This is a genomic window from Rhizobium sp. P43 (assembly GCF_056730705.1).
This window is the reverse complement of record NZ_CM161539.1, coordinates 3073306-3093783: the sequence shown is the minus strand read 5'-3', so window position 1 is coordinate 3093783 and position 20478 is coordinate 3073306. Positions and strand designations below refer to the sequence as shown.

Here is a 20478-nt window from a genome sequence, read left to right as displayed (position 1 = left end):
GCTTTCCCCTCAGCGTATCCTATTCAGCCGCCGTGCGGCGTTGGGAAGAGATCTGCGTGATGAAGGCACGCAAGGCTGCGGGTCGGACCGGCTTGTTTTGCAGCGTGATCGAATGGCGCTCAGCCTCCGCTCGAACTTCTGCCGAACGATCGGCGGTGATCAGCAGCGCTGGGACGTCTGTTTGGGTCAGTGCTCTCAACCTCAGGATTGCACCGATACCGCTGCCGTCTCCCAGGTGATAGTCGGCGATCACAAGATCTGGAGCATTGCCGGCTTTGATCAACTCATCCATCTCGGCAATCGAGCCCGCGCATTCGACATTGCAGCCCCAACCGGAGATGAGCAACTGCATGCCCTCAAGGATCTTCGGCTCGTTGTCGATACACAACACACGGAAGCCCTGAAGCGATGGCGTCGACCGGGAATTGGCATCGATGGGCACCACACCCTTGGAAGCTGACTTCGCAACATCAAGCGGCATGGCCACTTTGAACGTCGTGCCCTTGCCGGGCTTGGAAGCCAGCTCCACCGGATGCTGCAGCACCTTGGCAATACGATCGACAATGGACAGCCCGAGTCCCAAACCGGAAGCGGTGCGCATGCCCTCCTCGAGCCGCGCGAACTCCTTGAACACAGTCCGGAACTTCGATGAGGGAATGCCGATGCCGCTGTCGGTCACCTGAATGACGACCTTGTCGCCCTGACGCCGAGCGCCGACGACCACACGGCCTGACGGCGTGTATTTGATTGCGTTCGAAACAAGGTTCTGGACGAGGCGTCGCAGCAATGTCGGGTCGGAGCGGACCGACAATCTCGTCGGCATCACCACGAGTTTGAGGTTTTTCTCCCGCGCCATGGGCGCAAAGTCGGTTTCGATCCTCTGAAGCAGGCTGTCCAGGGGTACGCTGGAGAAGCGTGGCTTCATCGCGCCCGTATCGAGGCGCGATATGTCGAGAACGGCGCCGAGGATGCTCTCCACCGATTCTAGGGCTGAATCGATGTTGCCGACCAGCGCGCTGTTTTCGGAATCGCCAAGCCGCTCGACCAGCGACGACGAGTAGAGCCGCGCGGCATTCAGCGGCTGCAGAATGTCATGACCGGCGGCAGCGAAGAAGCGGGTCTTCCCGATATTGGCTTCATCGGCCGCTGCGCGTGCTTCCGCCAGAGCATGGTTCACCCGCGTCAGTTCCGCGGTTCGTTCGCTCACGCGCTGCTCCAGGGTCTCGTTCGCCTGTTTCAGAGCCTGGTCCGCCTCGACGCGGGAGGTGATGTCGCTGAACGTCGCAACCAGCCCCTTGTCCGGCATCAGGTTGCAGCGGACTTCGATGATCCGCTTGCCCCCGGCGAGTACCATCTGAAATGGCCGGTCGAACTGATGGAAGCTGCGGATCACAGCCTGGCTGTCGCCCGCCGGAACATCGCCCCTTTGTGCCAGAATGGCGATGATATCGACCAGCGGAAAGCCCACCTGTCCGACATGCTCAGGCAGATCCAGTAGCGTTCTGAAGCGACGGTTCCAGATCGTCAGGCGGTCAGAGGCGTCAAAGACGGCGATCCCCTGCTCCATTTGGGCAAGCGCCGTCTGCATCATATCCTGATTGTATTGCAGGGCTTCGGACGCCTGGTCGAGCAACCATACCGTATCGGCAGAGGGATCCTCCGCCTTTTGCAGGATCAACGACAGCACCAGTCGCGCCGATGATGAACCAATCGCGCTGCCGAGAAGCTGCTCAGAAAAATGGATGAAGGCCATGTCGGCCGGGCTGTCGTCGGCAAGCTTGCGGCCGACTGTCTGCTCGTAGGACCGGAAGGACCGCTCCATCCGCTCATTTCCGAGGTAGCGGGCGATCGCGGCCTTCAGGTCGCCAACCGCGACGCTGGTCTTCCAGCCGCGCGTTGCGAAATTGGAACGTGGCTGGCGCTTGATGAAGATTGAAGACTGAATCCGTTCCACAGGCCGCGGATTGCGGCTGAGCGATCCGATAACGAAGGCGAGCGTGTTGACAAGCAGGCTAAAGATTGTCGCATTTACCAGCGGATCCGCATATTGCGGCTCAAACATCGACAATCCAGGCAGCAGGAAGCCGAGGACGGCAGAAGCGATCCAGGAATGATCGTCAGCGCCGAGGCTCGGCAGGAAGAGCAGATAAGCCCAGACGAGGAAGCCGATGGTGAGGCCGGCGATTGCGCCCCGCGCATTGGCCCGTCGCCAGATCAAACCACCAAACATCGCCGGTGCGATCTGTGCGATGGCAGTGAAGGAGAGAAGGCCGATCTTGGCGAGCCCCGTCGTATTGTCAGCGGAGCGGAAGTAAACATAGCCGAGCAGAAGGACGCCGAAGATGGCGGTCCGGCGGATATGTAGCAGTGTCTTGGCGAAATCTTCGCGTTGGCTCGGCCGCCCGAGCAGTTTCTGCCTGAGAAAGATCGGCAGCACCATGTCGTTCGACACCATGATCGCCAGCGCAACCGATGCCACGATGACCATGGCGGTTGCCGCAGAAAAGCCGCCGATAAAGGTCAGCAGCGAGACGAAACCGGAACCGGCTTCCAGCGGCAGAGAGAGGACGTAAAGATCTGCATCACCGCTGCCGCCGAAAACCAGAATGCCGGCGATCGCGGCGGGCAGAACGAAGATATTGATGGCGATCAGATAGATCGGCATCAGAATACCCGCGAGCTTCAGTTCCCGCGGTGTGCGGTTTTCGACCACCGTCACATGGAATTGCCGCGGCAGCATGATGATCGCGAAGGCGGAAAGCGCGATCAGCAGCAGCCAACGGCTCGGCGGTGTCTCATGGGTGAGGGCGGCCATCACCGCTTCGCTCTCGACGGCCTTCTGCCAGAGGTCGGCAGGCCCGTCGAACATCACCCAGATGACGAAGACGCCCAGTGTCCAAAAGGCGATCAGCTTCACCACCGATTCCATGGCAATCGCCAGGATGAGGCCATCCTGATGCTCTGTCGCATCCGTGTGGCGCGTACCGAAGATCACGGCAAAGCAGGCCAGAATGAAGGCGACGATCAGCGGCAGGTCGATGAAATAGAGATTGCCAGTGCCGATGCCATAGGCCGTCGGATCCATCACAGCCGCAACCGAACTCGACACTGCTTTCAGCTGCAAGGCAATGTAGGGGATGATGCCGACCAGATAGATCACCGTGACCAGCATGCCGACAACCGGGTTCTTGCCGTATCGTGCCGCCACGAAGTCGGCGCCGGACGTGATCTTTTCTGTCTTCGCGAGCTCGACGATCCGTCTGAGGATCGGCATTCCAAGCGTGTACATCAGGATCGGACCGATGTAGATCGCCATGAATTCGAGGCCGTGGTCGGCAGCGAGGCCGACTCCGCCAAAGTAGGTCCAGGATGTGCAATAGACGGCGAGGCTCAGCGCATAGACGACGGGTCGTCCTCCAGGAGGAACCCCATGTACGCGCGTCTTGCGGTCTCCGTAGCTGGCTACGGCAAACAGCAACAGAAGATAACCGATCGCCGACGCAACGATGATCCAGCCTGGGAACACCTTTTCCTCCTCGACTGCGCCCGAGCGGAAACCTTAGGGCATGTTGGCCTCTTTTGAAATCGTTTCGAATATTGACCTTAGTCGAAATCGGGTCGCGGTCTGTGCCGAATTACCATTTTCGAAATCATTAAGATTGATTAACCATGATCAAGGGCCGGTTCTCCACCGGCATTCGATAGAATCATTGAGGAGCAGGGGACAATGCTACAGGAATTCAAGACCTTCATCGCACGCGGCAATGTCATGGATCTCGCGGTTGGCGTCATCATTGGCGGCGCGTTCGGTCTGATCGTCAACTCGCTGGTCGAGGACATCGTCATGCCGGTCGTCGGCGTCATCTTCGGTGGCTTCGACTTCTCGAACTACTTCCTCCCCCTGAGCAGCAATGTCACCGCGAGCTCGCTGGCCGCCGCCCGCGAACAGGGTGCCGTCTTCGCCTATGGTAACTTCATCACGGTCGTCATCAACTTCATGATCCTCGCCTGGATCATCTTCCTGATGGTGAAGGGTGTGAACACGCTGCGCAAATCCATGGAAAAGGAAGAGCAGAAGGCTGCTGAAGCGGCGCCGCCGCCGGCCGACGTCCAGCTTCTGACAGAGATCCGCGACCTCTTGAAGAGCCGCTGAACCTTCTCCGCGATCCGGTTGCGGATCGCGGAACCCATCAGCAGGATCGATCTTGTCCTCACGGAATATCATGGGATTTTTGCGCTTCAATCAGTTAGACACGTCGCACTGATCGAAGGAGTGAATTCCCATGGCCCTGTTGGACAGCCTCAGCCCCCGCGCGCTCGCCGCACCGGAAAGCGGTATCGTCGAGATCATCAACTATGCGCGGGGCCGCGATGGTCTGCTGCCGCTCTGGGCGGGCGAGGGGGATCTGCCAACGCCCGATTTCATCAATCGCGCGGCGAGCGATGCGCTTTTGGGTGGCGAGACCTTCTACACTTGGCAGCGGGGCATCCCTGAGCTCCGTCAGGCGCTTTCGCGCTATTACCAGCGCCACTTTGCCGTCGATCTACCCGTCGAGCATTTTTATGTGACGGCGTCAGGCATGCAGGCGATTGCGCTCGCCGTCCAGGCACTGACATCGCCTGGCGATGAGATGATCTATCTTTCGCCGTGCTGGCCGAACATCGTCTCAGCCATCGACCTTGCCGGGTCCAAGTCGGTCTGCGTTCCGCTTTCCTTTACCGATGGTCGCTGGACACTCGACCTAGATCGCCTGGAAAAAGCGATCAACCCGAAGACCAGGGCGCTGTTCATCAACACGCCGTCGAACCCGACCGGCTGGACGGCGACCCGCGAAGACCTGAAGGCCATTCTCGATCTGGCCCGCCGCCACGGAATCTGGATCCTCGCCGACGAAATCTATGCGCTTTACTACTATGGCGCCGAAGAGCGCGCGCCGTCCTTTCTTGACGTGATTGAAGACGGCGACAAGGTCATGTTCGCAAACTCCTTCTCCAAGAACTGGTCGATGACCGGCTGGCGCGTCGGCTGGATCGTAGCGCCACCGGAACTGGGCCGGGTCCTCGAAAATCTGATCCAGTATTCGACCTCGGGCGTCGCCCAGTTCATGCAGCGTGGCGCCGTCGTGGCTCTTGATCACGGCGATGATTTCGTTCGCGAGAACATCGCGCGGGCCACGGCCTCGCGTGACATTCTCTGTGATGCGCTGATCACCACCAACCGGGTCGAGACGCTGAAGCCCGAGGGAGCGCTCTATGCCTTCCTCAAGATCGATGGGATCAGCGACAGCCGCAAGGCGGCCCTCGACATCGTCGACAAGACGGGCGTCGGAATGGCGCCGGGTACGGCCTTCGGAGAGGGAGGCCTGCCCTTCCTCAGAGCCTGCTTCCTGCGCAACCCCACTCACATCGCCGACGCAGCCGAGCGGTTGAGCGGTTACATCAAGTCGCTCTGAACCCACCTGCTGACCTGATATCGGATCGATAAAATTTGATGGAAAAGGCTTACTCGAACTTTACGAAGAATCCGAATAGATAAGCTATCTCAGTCACTTGGAGGCCTTTGATAAGCACTCCGTAAGATGCGTCTGCTTTTGATTTCCCGATAAGAATAACAACGGGAAGAAAAGTCATGGCGATCTTGGTGACGGGTGGCGCAGGCTTCATCGGCAGCCACATGGTCTGGGCTCTCCTCGATGCTGGCGAAGACGTGGTCGTGGTCGATCGCCTGTCCACGGGCTTCCGCTGGGCTGTCGCGCCGCAGGCGCGCTTTTACCTGGGCGATATCGGCAAGCCTTCAGTCCTTAAGCAGGTCTTTGCCGAGAACGATATCGAGGCGATCATCCATTTTGCTGGTTCGATCGTGGTCCCGGAATCGATCAACGACCCCCTGACCTATTACGAGAACAACACCGAGAACACTCGACGGTTGCTTGCCGCCGCCGTCAAGGCTGGCATCGACAAGGTGATTTTCTCGTCGACAGCCGCCGTCTATGGCCTGCCCGACAAGCCGCTGCCGGTGCGTGAGGATGCGCCCCTGCGACCGGAATCTCCTTACGGACAATCCAAGCTGATGAGCGAGATGATGCTGCGCGACACCGCTCGCGCCCATGGTCTGTGTTATGTGGCGCTGCGCTATTTCAACGTTGCCGGTGCCGATGTGAAGGGGCGTGCCGGGAATTCCACCGCAGGCGCCACTCATCTGCTCAAGGTCGCCTGCGAGGCGGCACTCGGCAAGCGATCCTCTATGTCGGTCTACGGCACGGACTACGATACGCCGGATGGCACGGGCGTCCGGGACTACATCCATATCAACGATCTCGTCGATGCTCATTTGCAGGCCCTGCATTACCTGCGTCGCGGTGGTGGTCCGCTCGTTGCGAACTGCGGTTATGGCAAGGGTTACTCGGTGCTCGATATTGTCGATGCCGTTCGTCGCGCGACAAATGTCAACTTCCAGGTCGAATACGCGCCGCGTCGTCCGGGGGATGCGCCATTGGTTGTGGCGGATTCGACATTGGCCAAGCAGGTTCTCGGCTGGGCGCCGCGTTTTGATGATCTCGGCGTAATCGTCGAAACGGCGCTGGCCTGGGAGCGACGTCTGGAGCAGCTTGCAACACCCGATATCGGCGACCTTCGCCGCAGGTTGGCAAGCGGGTTCTGAACCTCAAGCTCCTCTAGAGTATCCGTTTTGATCAAGCTGGTTTTGGGGTCCATTTTCGATTGTTTTTCAGCAGTGCGTTCGCGAGAACGATGAGTTTTCGCATGATTGCGGTGATGGCGACCTTTGTTGGTTTTCCTGCGGCTTTGAGCCGGTCGTAGTTCGCCTTGAGGTCCTTGTTGAAGCGACAGGCAACGAGAGCCGGCATGTAGAGTGCCTGGCGGACGATGGCCCTTCCGCCGGCGATGAAGGCGCGTCCGGTCCATCGTCCGGACTGGCGGCTCATGGGCGCCAGTCCAGATAATGCGGCTGCGGCCTTCTCATCCAGCTCGCCCAGTTCTGGCATCTCGATGAGGAGCGTAAAGGCCGTGATCTGTGAGAGGCCAGGAATCGATACGAGGATGTCGAACCGGGCCCGCAAGGTTTCGTCCTCGCCAACCAGACTCATGATGGCCTCGTCCACGGCCTTGATCTGGCGCTCGATCTGCCTGAGCCTGTCTGCGTTCTGCTTCTTCAGCAGTGGGTTCGAAAGGTTCTTTTCCCTGTTCTTCGCGGCCCTCCTGTCCTTGATGAGGGCCAGGCGCGCCACATGCAACTCTTTCAAGTCATTGTAGATTTGCGTGCTGCCCTCAAGGATGCGCGGTTCAAGAAGCGCGCCGTAACGCGCCAGCAGTCCGGCATCGATCCTGTCTGTCTTGGCAAGCCTACCAGTCGCTTCTGCAAAACGTCTGGCAAGGCGCGGATTGATCTTGGAGAGGGCAACTCCTTGCACCATCATGAAACGCTCGAAAGCCTTATGATAGGGACCGGTTGGTTCGTAAACGATGCGCACCACCCTCTTTGTACCGATCCACTTGAGAATGGCGGCAAAACCCTCGCGGCCATTGGCAACCTTCAGCGTTTGGCCATTCGGCAGGCTGTAGAGGTCGATATGGTCTTTCGAGATGTCTGCGCCGATGGTAATCTCCGTCATCTTTTCTCATCTCCCATGCTTGTCATCCGAGCCTTAAAACTCGGGTATCCGTTCAGGACGATTGGAAAAGATGGGGGCGATCAAACTCTAACCCGGCCCGGCATTCGCAAGAATGGCGGCCTTGCCGTTATCGATCCGTCCCCCATCGCCGGAGAAGGATGGCCGTCCTCTCCGGCGCTTCTTTATTTCACGAAGAAGCACGGAAGTCATAAGACAAGCCTTTCATTTCTAAATGGAATCAGTTCTGCCGGAGCAGGTTTTCGTCAGAGCAGCGACGACCGGCGCTGCGCATAACCTAAGGTATGGGCGAGACGATCGTCACTGATCCTGGCGGAAAGATGCCCGGCCCTTCGGGTTGGCTGGAACGGGCCGCCTGATCGCCCGGCTGGCTTGGCCGTATGCTGTGGATACGACGCGCGCCAGCCGGGCGACCATCCGACTCCGTTTCAGCCAACAGAACTGATCCCATTTAGAAATGAACGGCTCAGCTGGGCATCATAAATGCAGAAAGCCGGAGACGCTCTCGCGTCCCCGGCCTTCTCTATCGACACAGAACCTCGGGGCACGAGGCACGTGCCGTAGCTCTTAAGCTTCGAGATCGAAGCGATCGGCGTTCATGACCTTGACCCAGGCAGCCACGAAGTCCTTCACGAATTTCTCCTGGTTGTCGTCCTGGGCGTAGACTTCCGCATAGGCACGCAGGACGGAGTTCGAACCGAAGACGAGATCGGCGCGCGTCGCAGTGAACTTTTTCTCACCGGTCTTGCGGTCGCAGATGTCGTAGGAGTTCTTGCCCGTCGGCTTCCAGGTGAAGCCCATGTCGGTCAGGTTGACGAAGAACTCGTTCGTCAGCTGTCCCTCGCGGGTGGTGAACACGCCATGCTTGGTGCCGCCGTAGTTCGTGCCGAGCACGCGCAGGCCACCGAGAAGCACCGTCATTTCCGCACCCGTCAGGCCCATCAGTTGGGCACGGTCGAGCAGCATCTCTTCGGGGCTAACGACATAGTCCTTCTTGGTCCAGTTGCGGAAGCCATCGGCCAGCGGCTCGAGCGGCTTGAAGCTTTCGGCATCCGTCTGCTCGGCGGTGGCATCGCCACGACCGGCGGCAAACGGCACGGTCACGTCGTAACCGGCAGCCTTGGCAGCCTTCTCGATGCCGACATTGCCGGCAAGCACGATGACGTCGGCGACGCTCGCGCCGAATTCGGCCGCGATCGGCTCAAGAACCGAGAGCACCTTGGCGAGACGGGCCGGCTCGTTGCCTTCCCAGTCCTTCTGCGGAGCCAGACGAATGCGCGCACCATTCGCACCGCCGCGCATGTCGGACTGGCGATAGGTCCGCGCGCTGTCCCAGGCGGTGGCGACGAGGTCGGCGATCGAGAGGCCGGAAGCCGCGATCTTGGCCTTGACGGCGCCGACATCGAAATTCTTCGGGCCAGCCGGGATCGGATCCTGCCAGATCAGATCTTCGGTCGGCGCTTCCGGACCGATGTAGCGAACGCGGGGACCGAGGTCGCGGTGGGTCAGCTTGAACCAGGCACGCGCGAACGTGTCCTGGAAATAGGCCGGATCCGCCATGAACTTCTCGCAGATGGCGCGGTAGGTCGGGTCGACCTTCATCGCCATGTCGGCATCGGTCATCATCGGCATGCGGCGGATCGACGGGTCGGTGGCGTCCACCGGCATGTGCTCTTCCTTGATGCCGATGGGAGCCCACTGCTGGGCACCGGCGGGGCTGTGCGTCAGCTCCCAGTCATAGCCGAACAGCAGTTCGAAATAGCCCATGTCGAACACGGTCGGGTTGGTCGTCCAGGCGCCTTCGATACCCGAGGTGACGGCGAGGCTTGCCTTGCCGTTCTGGTTCGGGTTCATCCAGCCGAAGCCCTGGTTTTCCAGTGCACCGGCTTCCGGTTCCGGACCAAGCGCCTGGGCGCTGCCATTGCCATGCGCCTTGCCGACGGTGTGGCCGCCAGCGGTGAGCGCTGCGGTTTCTTCGTCGTTCATCGCCATGCGGGCGAAGGTTTCACGCACCTGCGCGGCCGTCGCCATCGGGTCCGGCTTGCCGTTCACGCCTTCCGGGTTGACGTAGATGAGGCCCATCTGCACGGCGGCGAGCGGGTTTTCCATCGTGTTCGGCTTGGTCACGTCTTCGTAGCGGCTGTCGGAAGGCGCGAGCCACTGCTTTTCCGCACCCCAGTAGACGTCCTTTTCCGGACCCCAGATGTCGGGGCGGCCAAAGGCGAAGCCGAAGGTCTTCAGACCCATGTCTTCATAGGCGACGGTGCCGGCATAGAGGATCAAGTCGGCCCAGGAGATCTTGTTGCCGTACTTCTTCTTGAGTGGCCACAACAGGCGGCGTGCCTTGTCGAGGCTGGCATTGTCGGGCCAGGAATTGAGTGGTGCAAAACGGATATTGCCGCTGCCACCGCCGCCACGACCGTCAGCCAGGCGGTACGAGCCGGCGGAGTGCCAGGCAAGACGGATCATCAGGCCGCCATAGTGACCCCAGTCGGCCGGCCACCACTCCTGACTGTCGCGCAGCAGGGCCTTCATGTCAGCCTTCAGCGCCGCAACATCGAGCTGCTTGACGGCTTCACGATAGTTGAAGCCCTTGCCCATCGGATCGGTCTTCGCATCATGCTGATGCAGGATGTCGAGGTTCAGCGCATTCGGCCACCAGGCCATCGGAGTCGCGCCGCTTTCGGTGTTCGAGCCATGCATCACCGGACATTTGCCGGCGTTTTTGTTGCTCATGGTATCCATGTTTTGCCTCCTTGAAGAACCCGCTTGTCCAGGATCGGATTGCTGGCAAGCCCTTGAAAAGCATGCCCGCATCACAAGCCGATGAACTGCAGGCGGGGTTTCCCCGCCCGACCGTCTTCCGCTCGCTTCCCCGTGGTCGCAAGCGAAACGGCCACCCCCTTAAGGCAGCCGTTCGACGTCATCTGGAATTGTTCTAGCAAAGCAGTTCGATTAATGTAATTTGGAAATTGTGATCAGTTCCATAGGAAAAGATTATGATCAATTTCACCCTTCGCCAGCTGCGCTATTTCGAAGCGCTGGCCCGTCACGGTCATTTCGGGCGAGCGGCGGACGACTGCTCGATCTCCCAGCCGGCGCTTTCGGTTCAGATCCGCGATCTGGAGGAAAGCCTCGGTGCGGAGCTCTTTGAGCGCGCCGCACGCCAGGTGCGGCTCTCGGCCTTCGGCGAAGAATTCCTGCTGCGTGTCCGCGATATCCTGAGGTCGGTAGACGAGTTGGGCGACCTTGCCCGCGCCCACCGCAAGCATCTTGTCGGACGCCTGCGAATCGGCGTCATCCCGACGGTCGCGCCATATCTGCTGCCGGGCATGATCTCGGCACTGACCCGCGAAAACGCAGATCTGGATATTCATGTGCGCGAGACGGTGACCCCGAAACTCTTGCAGGAACTCGCCGAAGGACGCCTCGATACGGCGATAGTGGCCCTGCCGATCTCGGAGCTGTCGATGACCGAGACGCCGCTTTTCGAGGAGAATTTCGTCCTGGTTCGCCCGAGGGAGGATGCAGAAAAGCCCGTGCCCGACCGAGAGATGCTGCGCGAAATGCGGCTTCTGCTGTTGGAGGAGGGGCATTGCTTCCGGGAACAGGCGCTGTCCTTCTGCGACATGGGGGCGGTCCGTCCGCGCGAGATCCTCGACGGCAGTTCCCTCTCGACCCTCGTCCAGATGGTCGGTGCTGGAATCGGCGTGACGCTGATCCCGGAGATCGCCATGCCGGTCGAAACCCGCTCCGCCGACGTCTCGATCGCCCGCTTCGCCGACCCGCAGCCCTCCCGCACCATCGGCATGATCTGGCGAAAGACGAGCCCGATCGCCAAGCAGCTGACGGAAGTGGCAGAGGTCGTTCGCAAAGCAGCCGGAGGCAAGCTCTTCAGTTCACTTTAAGGCTTTCCCGAGCGTGCCTTCCGAAGAAGGTGGCATAGTCGCCAGAAAAGCGCCCGAGATGGAAAAAGCCCCAGCGCGTTGCGGCGCGTGTCACGGTGAGCCCCCTTGATCGCGCTCGCAATTCGCGATGAACGCCGTTGAGGCGAACAATACGGTACCAGAGTGCCGGCGGCTGCCCGAAGGCTGCATGTGTCGCGCAGGCAAGCTCGCTGGCAGCGAGCGCTTGGTGCCGGCAGAAAGCCCCGACGGTTGCGGGAATGTCGTCCGTCTCGCTCAGGCTGCGCTCCAACCGGCTGAGTAGATCAATGGCCGCGGAACGGCGGATTGTTTGCGATGGAATGAGTGAAAATCCGGCCGTACAGGCAGCAAGCCGCATCAACAGAATGTCCTCCAGCGCGACCGCACCCTCCAAACCGTGGGCCATGCCCGCCTCAGCCTGATCGAGCAGGCAGAGAAGCCAATCGCGCAAAACGGCATCATCGGGACGGAGGGCTCGGGATCGAACAGTCGAGAGCGCGCCATCAAGGCCGAGCAGATCCGCCGGAACCTCGACATGCAGAAGCTCACTCCGGCTGCCTGGCGCGATCAGTAGCTCCGTCGGGCCCTGTCGGATGGCAACCACTTGTGCGGTTTCGCAGCGTCCGTCGACACGCCACCCATCCTCCGACCGAAGCGGAAAGAAAAGCGATACGCGTCCCGCCGGGCTTTGCGTTTGCTGGCCGACCGGCAGGTCGATCCAGTCCCGGGTAATGGTGATACGGCCGACGGTGAGACTATCCGATCTCGCCGCATAGCGACCCCGACCGAGCTGATTGCAGACAATCTGCCAGCCCTCCGCACTCTTTGCCTGCTCGGTCACATCCTCAAAGCGTTGACGCTGATAGCGCCACGTCGCCCCTGCCCAATTCTTGAGCGCTTCAACCGCCGGACCCTGGATAGAACATCCCATGCGCGTCACCTAATTTGTATGCCTTGCGAACAAAGGAGGAGTTCCCATGAAACTGAGTTTAGCCTGTTCCCTCGCTCTTACCGTGTCAATGGCAATGGGCGCCCAGGCCGCCGAGACCGTGTCGCGCTGGGAGACGCCGACCATGATCAACGGCCGGGCGGCCATGCTGATGCCAGAGCTCAATTATCTGACCTTCCAGCACATGGACCAGCTCTTCGCCACGCGTCCTGTCGCGGCCGGCGGTCCCTTGCGGGAGTTGCCCCGTGCGGAAGGCGACATCGGCGACAGTTTCGTTTTCGAGGGCAAGGAGCAGACGCTGGACGCCTTCCTCGAAAGCACGGGCACAAATGCCCTTCTGGTCCTCAAGGACGGCAAGATCGTCAAGGAGATCTACCGCAACGCCAGCAGCGACCAGACCCGCTTCATGTCCTTCTCCATGGCAAAGTCCATGCTGGCGACTATGATTGGCATTGCGATTTCCGAGGGAAAGATCAAAAGCGTAGAGGATACGGTCGCCGACTACCTGCCGGAGTTCAAGGGGACGGCCTATGCGGATGTCACGATCCTCAATCTCCTGCGCATGCGCTCCGGCATCGACTGGAAGGAAATCTACGAGTTCGGCAGTGACACCCAGTTGACCAAGGTCCATGACAATTCGCTGGTTGGCTACCGATATCGCTGGTGCGACTACGCGCGTGATGAGGCGAAGCCGCTGAATGCGCAGGGCAGCACCTTCAACTATTCGACCCTCGATACCTCGGTTCTCGGCTGCGTTCTGGAAGCCGCAACCGGCATGAAGGGTGCGGACTACATGAGCGAAAAGATCTGGAAGCCGGCCGGCATGGAGGCTGAGGCCTTCTATGTCCTTGACGGCTCGGAAGCGGTCGGACGCGAATTCTACGGCGCAGGCTTCAATGCGACCCTGCGGGACTATGGACGCTTCGGACTGATGATGCTGGAAAACGGCAAGGTCGGCGATGCCCAGGTTGTTCCTGCAGACTGGGTCAAGGCCTCCACGATCGCCCCTGCCGACTCGACGCTGGTCGACCCCGAGGCGGGCTATGGCTACGGTTATCAGTGGTGGACGATCGGCGGCACAACCGCCTACTCCGCCGTCGGCCTTTTCAATCAGTACACCTATATCGATCCGTCAAACGACCTGGTGATCGTCAAGCTCTCCGCTACGGCAAGCCCCCTCGGCTACGAGCGTGAAAACCTTGCCTTTTTCCAGCGCATTTCGGAAACCCTTGCCGCTAGATAGGCGGCAATAAACGGACCGAACAATACAGATCAGCCGGCTGCCGCACATATGCGGCGGCCGAACTTTTGCGATGAAACATCGCGACCTTCTCTAAAATTCGGAATTTGGAATGGTGCTGCTAGAGAGATTTGAACTCTCGGCCTCTCCCTTACCAAGGGAGTGCTCTACCCCTGAGCTATAGCAGCATCTGGCGGGCGAAGCGTGTGGTCCGCCCGGAACGAGGCGCCTATTGCCACAGAGTTTTGGGGAGCGCAAGCCGTAAAGCGTCCGGGCGGCCAAGTTTTGTGACGGAGGTTGATTGGACTTTTCGATTTTTCTCCGATCGGCTATCACCCCTTCATGACAAATGACCCGGAAAACAAGGGCGAAGCGGAGGCCGACGCTATCGAGGCAGCCCGGCTCGCCGATCGCGGAAAACGAGCGCTCTCCGAAGCGGAGGCGCGGCGGCGCGAGCGTGCGGCGGCAAAGCTCAGGGAAAACCTGGCGCGCCGCAAGCAGCAGGCGCGCGCGCGCCGCGCAGGCGAGGCCGAGGATGGAATCGGTCTGCCGGCGGCGCGTCCTGTCTCGGTTTCAGCAGTTGCCGGGGATGGGGCCGAAGGATCATCGCCCGCTAATCCCGACCCTGCCGCAAATTCGTCCAAACCCGGTGATTAACCGAGCGTTGCGGCTTCAATTGAACCGCTCTTCGTTTTCGTCTAAAGAGCCAACCTCGCCGGATTGGCTTCCCCTTACACGTTCTTCAGGAAAGGCGGGCACTCCTTGCCCGTATCGCAGGCTCTCATGGATCGCATCAGGATTGTTGGTGGCAATGCGTTGAACGGGATCATCCCGATCTCGGGCGCCAAGAACGCAGCGCTGCCCCTGATGATCGCCTCGCTTCTGACGTCGGATACGCTGACGCTCGAAAACGTGCCGCATCTCGCCGACGTCGAGCTTCTTCTGCGGATCCTCGGCAATCACGGCGTCGACGTCTCGGTCAACGGCCGGCGCGAGCACCAGGACGGCTCCTACGCGCGGACCATTCACTTCACCTGCCGCACGGTTGCCGACACCACCGCTCCTTACGAACTGGTCTCCAAGATGCGTGCGAGCTTCTGGGTCATCGGCCCGCTTCTTGCGCGCGAAGGCCAGGCACGTGTCTCGCTGCCAGGCGGCTGCGCAATCGGTACGCGTCCGGTCGATCTGTTTATCGAAGGCCTTGAAGCGCTGGGCGCCGAAATGGAAATCGACGGCGGCTATATCAATGCCAAGGCACCGAAGGGCGGCCTGATCGGTGCCCGCTATACCTTCCCGAAGGTCTCGGTCGGTGCTACCCACGTGATGCTGATGGCTGCCTCGCTTGCCCGCGGCACCACGGTGATCGGCAACGCCGCCCGCGAACCGGAGGTCGTCGACCTCGCCAACTGCCTGATTGCCATGGGCGCCAAGATTTCCGGCGCCGGCACCTCGACGATCACCATTGAGGGTGTGACGAGCCTCTCCGGCGCCCGCCACCGCGTTCTGCCGGACCGCATCGAGACCGGCACCTATGCCATGGCGGTCGCCATGACCGGCGGTGACGTGACGCTTTCGGGAACCGATATCGGTCTCCTCGATACCGCCGTCGAGGCGATCCGCCGCGCCGGGGCCGAAGTCTCCGCCGTCGAGGGCGGCATCCGCGTCATTGGCCATGGCGATCAGATCCGTCCGGTCGATATTGTCACCGAACCTTTCCCAGGGTTCCCGACCGACCTGCAGGCGCAGTTCATGGGGCTGATGACCCGTGCCAAAGGCGTTTCGCATGTCACGGAGACGATCTTCGAAAACCGTTTCATGCATGTGCAGGAATTGGCCCGCCTCGGCGCTAAGATCACGTTGTCGGGGCAGACGGCCCGGATCGAGGGTGTGTCGCGCCTGCGCGGCGCCCCGGTCATGGCGACCGACCTGCGCGCGTCGGTCTCCCTCGTGATCGCTGGCCTTGCCGCAGAAGGCGAGACCATGGTCTCCCGCGTCTATCACCTCGATCGCGGCTTCGAGCGTCTGGAAGAGAAGCTCACACGTTGCGGTGCGATCATCGAACGCATCAGCGGCTGATCGATAAGCGCCGGAGATTGCGACAGGATGGGGCGAAAAGTCATTTTGCCCCGTTGCGACTGGACAAGCCGCAACCTATGTCGAAAACATGAAATTCGACAGCAAGTCTGCCTTGCGGCGGAACGGTGAGGTGACATGACGGACTTGAAGCTCCTGGCGCTCGACAATGATGATCTCTCGATCATCTCGGCCCATATGCAGGATGCCGTCTTCAAGGCCGGCGACTTGAATTTTTCGAGCCGGTCCGGTCTCTTCTCGCTCGCCGCCAACCGCTTCGTCTGGGAAAAGGCGGCGCGCGCCGCGAAGAGCTTCGAGCGCCGCCGTGCCGCGCTGAGTTTCAAGCGTGTCGAGGCAGTTCGCTCGATCGGCTTCGATCGCAATCGTACCGACGAGGTGATGAGCCTGCTGGCGATCCGTTATGTCCCGAAAGGTGAGGGGCCGGATGGCGTGGTTGAGCTTGTATTGGCAGGCGGCGGCATGATCGCGCTTGAGGTCGAGTGCATCGAGGCCCAGCTCGCCGATACCGGCGGCGCCTGGGAAACGACGACGCGGCCGGAACACGAAGCGGGCTGATGACGCTAGCCGCGTGTTGGACGCGGTTTCACTGAGTTGAGAATGCTTGAGAGGGAAATACGGGGCGTGGCAATCTGGCTGGATCAGGCATCGGGAGAGTTCGAGGCGCGTTTTGCCGCCTTCCTGACGACCAAGCGCGAAGTATCCGACGACGTCAATGACGTTGTGCGCAAGATCATCGATGATGTGCGGACCCGTGGTGACGCGGCCCTTGCCGACTATTCCAAACGTTTCGACGGCGTGGATTTTTCAACGGTTTCCATGCGAGTGACGGACGAGGAGATCGCCGCGGCACTCGCCTCGACGTCACCGGAGCTCATCGACGCGCTGAAGCTGGCTGCCGAGCGCATCGAGCGTCATCACGCCCGCCAGCTGCCGAAAGACGATATCTACGAGGATGCGATCGGCGTTGGCCTCGGCTCGCGCTGGACGGCTATTGATGCCGTTGGCCTTTATGTGCCGGGCGGCACGGCCAGCTATCCGAGCTCGGTGCTGATGAATGCGCTGCCGGCCAAGGTTGCCGGTGTGCCGCGCGTCGTCATGGTGGTGCCGGCCACGGGTGGTGCGATCAATCCGACGGTTCTGGCCGCTGCAAGCATTGCCGGTGTCACCGAAATCTACCGCATCGGCGGTGCCCAGGCCGTGGCAGCCCTCGCCTATGGTACGGAGACGATCGCCCCGGTCGCCAAGATCGTCGGCCCAGGCAATGCCTATGTCGCCGCCGCCAAGCGCCAGGTCTTCGGCACTGTCGGCATCGACATGATCGCCGGCCCTTCGGAAGTGCTCATTATTGCCGACAAGGACAATGATCCGGATTGGCTGGCCGCCGATCTCCTGGCCCAGGCCGAGCACGATCCGGGCGCCCAGTCGATCGTCATCACCGACGATCGCGCTCTTGGGCAAGCCGTCGAGGCCGCCGTCGAGCGCCAGCTCAAGTCGCTGCCGCGCGCCGAGACAGCCTCTGCCAGCTGGCGCGATTTCGGCGCAATCATCACGGTCGAGAAGCTTGAGGACAGTATCCCGCTGGCCAACCGCATCGCCGCTGAACACCTCGAGCTTGCCGTCGATGATCCGGAGCCGCTGATTGCTGGCATCCGGAACGCCGGCGCCATCTTCGTCGGCCGCCATACGCCGGAAGTGATCGGCGACTATGTCGGTGGCTCCAACCATGTTCTGCCGACCGCGCGCTCGGCGCGCTTTTCCTCTGGCCTGGGCGTCCTGGACTACGTCAAGCGCACCTCGATCCTTCGCCTCGGCCCGGAACAACTCAGACAACTGGCACCGGCCGCCATCGCGCTGGCAAAGTCGGAAGGGCTGGAAGCCCATGCCCGCTCCGTCGCCATCCGTCTCAATCTCGGGGACTAGCCGATGGCAGCGGGCGACTTCCGGCTTTCAGATGTCGTATTGGACGAGACCATCGGGCGCTCGACCCCCGATGTCGAGCATGAGCGGGCGGTCGCCATCTTCGATCTGATCGAGGAGAACTCCTTCGAGCCCGTTGGCCATGCCGGTGGTCCCTACAAGCTCTACCTGTCGCTGATGGACCGCAAGCTCGTCTTCTCCATCAAGACGGAAGCCGGCGACGACGTCGCCGTCCACATCCTGTCGCTCACTCCCCTGCAGCGGATCATCAAGGACTACTTCATGATCTGTGAAAGCTATTACGAGGCGATCCGCTCCTCGACGCCGTCGCAGATCGAGGCAATCGACATGGGCCGCCGCGGCATCCACAACGACGGTTCCCAGACGCTGATGGACAGGCTCTCGGGCAAGATCAAGATTGATTTCGACACCGCCCGGCGTCTCTTCACCCTGGTTTGCGTGCTCTATTGGAGGGGCTAGAGGGCATGGAGGAGGGCGGAGCCGTCAACCGCCGACCGGCGCGGCCGGGCGCAATTCTCTTCATGTGCGGTCAGAATGTCATTCGCAGCCCCATGGCCGAAGCCATCGCCAAGCAGGCCCTGCCATCAGGCACCTGGGTGGCCTCTGCGGGCGTCAAGAAGGGAGAACGCGATCCCTTCGTTGATGTTGTGCTCGACGAAATCGGCCTTTCGCTCGGCCGCCGCCAGCCCCAGACGCTGGAGGACATGGCCGACGACTTCTTCGATCTCGTGATCACGCTGACGCCGGAAGCCCATCACGCCGCACTCGAACTGACGCGACATTCAGCCGTCGATGTCGAGTATTGGCCGATGCCGGATCCGACGGTTGAGACCGGCAGTCGCGATCAGCGGCTTGCCGCTTATCGGGACGTGCGTGACCGCCTGACGAAGTTGATCCGTGAAAGACTGGTCCTGGCCCCCGATTAGGGCCGGTTTTGTCCCTCTTGAAACAATTTCTGAAAGCCTGATCTACAAGGTTCACAAATGCCGGGCGATTGTGTAGTTTCCGCCCACATTTTAAGGGGCCCCTGCGCGCTCCCTCTCAAAACCTCAGGAAAGACAACCGCTCAATGGCAAAAGAAGAAGTCCTCGAATTCCCCGGTGTCGTCACCGAACTGCTGCCGAATGCCACCTTCCGCGTGAAGCTCGAAAACGAACATGAAATCATTGCCCATACCGCAGGCCGCATGCGCAAGAACCGCATCCGCGTTCTCGCCGGCGACAAGGTCCTGGTCGAGATGACCCCTTACGACCTGACCAAGGGCCGTATCACCTACCGCTTCAAGTAAGCCTTGAGCCAAGACCCTTCGGCTTGAGGAGCGCGTTCGGATGGAACTGAGACAGAAGCTGATTTTGGCCTCCGGGTCGCCGCGCCGCGTTGATCTCCTGAAGCAGGCAGGGATCGAGCCCGCACGCCTGATGCCGATGGATCTGGACGAGACCCCGAAGAAATCCGAACACCCCCGCTCGCTTGCCCGCCGCCTGTCCGCAGACAAGGCAAAGGCCGCCTACCAGCAGGTCCGCAAGGACCTGGCCTGGAACAACAGCTACATTATTGCCGCTGATACCGTGGTCGCCGTCGGTCGCCGCATCCTACCCAAGGCGGAACTGACGCAGGAGGCCTCGTCGGCGCTGCATCTTCTCTCTGGCCGCAGTCACTGGGTTTTCACCGGTGTCTGCCTGATCGCGCCTGACGGCACGCTGCGCCAGAAGATCGTCGAGACCAAGGTCCGCTTCAAGCGTCTCTCGGGTTACGACATCGAATGCTACCTGGCCTCGGGCGAATGGCGCGGCAAGGCCGGCGCCTATGCTATCCAGGGCATCGCCGGCAGCTTCGTCCAGAAAATGGTCGGCTCCTACACCAATGTCGTCGGCCTGCCGCTCTTTGAAACGCTGCAGATGCTCCAGGGTGAGGGCTACGACGTGCATACGGGCTGGACGGAGGGCTGATCGTGACAGACGCCGGTGAACAGCGGACCGCAAAGGTCGAGCCGCTGCGCAAGACGCGGCCATGCCCCGAATGCAGCCGTCCGTCCACGCGCGAGAACTATCCCTTCTGCTCGGATCGCTGCCGCAATCTCGACCTCTCACGCTGGCTGAAGGGTTCCTATGCCATTCCGGTTGCAGATGATGAGTCCAAGGCCGACGACGACTACCGCGACTGAAGCCAAAGCCCGGCAAGAAAGCCATCAGGTCTCTGCCCGGATCTCCTTGTTCTCGTTGACCTTTCGGCGATTTTCACATCTTCTTCAAAAAAGTGGCCGAAGGCGCTTGCCATGGCCGAACAAGATGTTATAACCCCGCTCGCTCCCGGGGAAATGCCCCGGCGGTCTTCAAGAAAAGACCGGCAGGCGTCGCAAGACAGCCGAGATGCCCGGATAGCTCAGTTGGTAGAGCAGCGGATTGAAAATCCGCGTGTCGGTGGTTCAAATCCGCCTCCGGGCACCATTTTTCGTAGGACATCGAAACCATTTGGCGAACGCATGCATGCAGATGCTGCGCTCCGCGCATTGATGTTTTCTGCGGTTGAAATGTGCCGTTCGCCGAGGCTTAGAGCCTTTGCGCGGTGCTCCTTTATCTCATTGTTCAGATGTATTCCGGCATGAGTATCGGTGCGCATGTGCGCGTAATCGTCCATCAGCAATTTTTGATATTGACCGCTGACGCATTTCGGTTTACGTCT

18 protein-coding genes and 2 tRNA genes are annotated in these 20478 nt (G+C 60.7%); 15 read left to right on the top strand and 5 right to left on the bottom strand.

Annotated elements, in window-relative coordinates; all coding sequences use genetic code 11:
* Positions 1-19 precede the first annotated feature (19 nt).
* Positions 20-3526 carry a hybrid sensor histidine kinase/response regulator gene (locus AC1PUL_RS15480; RefSeq protein ID WP_480465030.1) on the bottom strand — a complete coding sequence of 1169 codons (3507 nt, stop codon included), beginning with the start codon at positions 3524-3526 and terminating at the stop codon, positions 20-22.
* A gap of 201 nt (positions 3527-3727) precedes the next feature.
* Here AC1PUL_RS15480 and mscL point away from each other — a divergent pair, with 201 nt between their 5' ends.
* The 3 genes from mscL (at position 3728) to galE (ending at position 6661) form a co-directional block, all read left to right on the top strand.
* A complete protein-coding gene (gene mscL, locus AC1PUL_RS15475; protein ID WP_480465029.1) occupies positions 3728-4153 on the top strand; it encodes a large conductance mechanosensitive channel protein MscL in 426 nt (141 codons plus the stop codon).
* A gap of 130 nt (positions 4154-4283) precedes the next feature.
* Positions 4284-5453 carry a pyridoxal phosphate-dependent aminotransferase gene (locus AC1PUL_RS15470; protein WP_480465028.1) on the top strand — a complete coding sequence of 390 codons (1170 nt, stop codon included), beginning with the start codon at positions 4284-4286 and terminating at the stop codon, positions 5451-5453.
* 176 nt (positions 5454-5629) lie between these two features.
* The gene (gene galE / locus AC1PUL_RS15465; protein ID WP_480465027.1) at positions 5630-6661 is read left to right on the top strand and encodes a UDP-glucose 4-epimerase GalE; all 1032 of its coding nucleotides are present in this window, start codon (positions 5630-5632) and stop codon (positions 6659-6661) included.
* A gap of 31 nt (positions 6662-6692) precedes the next feature.
* Here galE and AC1PUL_RS15460 read toward each other — a convergent pair whose 3' ends face one another.
* Positions 6693-7631 carry an IS110 family transposase gene (locus AC1PUL_RS15460; RefSeq protein WP_480465026.1) on the bottom strand — a complete coding sequence of 313 codons (939 nt, stop codon included), beginning with the start codon at positions 7629-7631 and terminating at the stop codon, positions 6693-6695.
* Between the two features lie 585 nt (positions 7632-8216).
* Entirely contained in the window at positions 8217-10394 is a 2178-nt protein-coding gene (katG, locus tag AC1PUL_RS15455; protein ID WP_480465025.1) for a catalase/peroxidase HPI, read from the bottom strand.
* A 254-nt stretch (positions 10395-10648) separates the two neighbouring features.
* On the opposite strand from katG, the gene AC1PUL_RS15450 reads away from it, so the two are divergent.
* Entirely contained in the window at positions 10649-11557 is a 909-nt protein-coding gene (locus AC1PUL_RS15450; protein ID WP_480465024.1) for a LysR substrate-binding domain-containing protein, read from the top strand.
* Here the strand turns inward: AC1PUL_RS15450 and AC1PUL_RS15445 are convergent.
* Positions 11544-12506: a helix-turn-helix domain-containing protein gene (locus tag AC1PUL_RS15445; protein ID WP_480465023.1), complete on the bottom strand. Its 963-nt coding sequence runs from the start codon at positions 12504-12506 to the stop codon at positions 11544-11546. The genes AC1PUL_RS15450 and AC1PUL_RS15445 overlap by 14 nt on opposite strands.
* 46 nt (positions 12507-12552) lie before the next feature.
* Between AC1PUL_RS15445 and AC1PUL_RS15440 the strand changes: the two genes are divergently transcribed.
* Positions 12553-13767, top strand: coding sequence for a serine hydrolase domain-containing protein (locus tag AC1PUL_RS15440; protein WP_480465022.1), 1215 nt, complete (start codon positions 12553-12555; stop codon positions 13765-13767).
* 110 nt (positions 13768-13877) lie between these two features.
* On the opposite strand, the gene AC1PUL_RS15435 is transcribed toward AC1PUL_RS15440, so the two are convergent.
* Positions 13878-13952, bottom strand: a tRNA-Thr gene (locus AC1PUL_RS15435).
* Positions 13953-14106: 154 nt separating this feature from the next.
* On the opposite strand from AC1PUL_RS15435, the gene AC1PUL_RS15430 reads away from it, so the two are divergent.
* The 10 genes from AC1PUL_RS15430 to AC1PUL_RS15385 all read left to right on the top strand — a co-directional run bounded on the left by AC1PUL_RS15430 (position 14107) and on the right by AC1PUL_RS15385 (position 20243).
* Complete coding sequence (locus AC1PUL_RS15430) at positions 14107-14421, top strand: hypothetical protein (protein WP_480465021.1); 315 nt, start codon at positions 14107-14109, stop codon at positions 14419-14421.
* A 126-nt stretch (positions 14422-14547) separates the two neighbouring features.
* Complete coding sequence (murA, locus tag AC1PUL_RS15425) at positions 14548-15840, top strand: UDP-N-acetylglucosamine 1-carboxyvinyltransferase (protein WP_480465020.1); 1293 nt, start codon at positions 14548-14550, stop codon at positions 15838-15840.
* Between the two features lie 135 nt (positions 15841-15975).
* Positions 15976-16413 carry a DUF2948 family protein gene (locus AC1PUL_RS15420; protein WP_480465019.1) on the top strand — a complete coding sequence of 146 codons (438 nt, stop codon included), beginning with the start codon at positions 15976-15978 and terminating at the stop codon, positions 16411-16413.
* Positions 16414-16479: 66 nt separating this feature from the next.
* A complete protein-coding gene (gene hisD, locus AC1PUL_RS15415) occupies positions 16480-17778 on the top strand; it encodes a histidinol dehydrogenase (protein ID WP_480465018.1) in 1299 nt (432 codons plus the stop codon).
* 3 nt (positions 17779-17781) lie between these two features.
* Positions 17782-18255: a UPF0262 family protein gene (locus AC1PUL_RS15410; protein ID WP_480465017.1), complete on the top strand. Its 474-nt coding sequence runs from the start codon at positions 17782-17784 to the stop codon at positions 18253-18255.
* Between the two features lie 5 nt (positions 18256-18260).
* Positions 18261-18722 carry an arsenate-mycothiol transferase ArsC gene (locus AC1PUL_RS15405; protein WP_480465016.1) on the top strand — a complete coding sequence of 154 codons (462 nt, stop codon included), beginning with the start codon at positions 18261-18263 and terminating at the stop codon, positions 18720-18722.
* 143 nt (positions 18723-18865) lie between these two features.
* Positions 18866-19084, top strand: coding sequence for a translation initiation factor IF-1 (gene infA / locus AC1PUL_RS15400; protein WP_004435948.1), 219 nt, complete (start codon positions 18866-18868; stop codon positions 19082-19084).
* A gap of 40 nt (positions 19085-19124) precedes the next feature.
* Entirely contained in the window at positions 19125-19745 is a 621-nt protein-coding gene (locus AC1PUL_RS15395) for a Maf-like protein (protein ID WP_480465014.1), read from the top strand.
* Between the two features lie 2 nt (positions 19746-19747).
* Positions 19748-19960: a DNA gyrase inhibitor YacG gene (yacG, locus tag AC1PUL_RS15390; protein ID WP_185808215.1), complete on the top strand. Its 213-nt coding sequence runs from the start codon at positions 19748-19750 to the stop codon at positions 19958-19960.
* 207 nt (positions 19961-20167) lie between these two features.
* Positions 20168-20243, top strand: a tRNA-Phe gene (locus AC1PUL_RS15385).
* Positions 20244-20478: the final 235 nt, after the last annotated feature.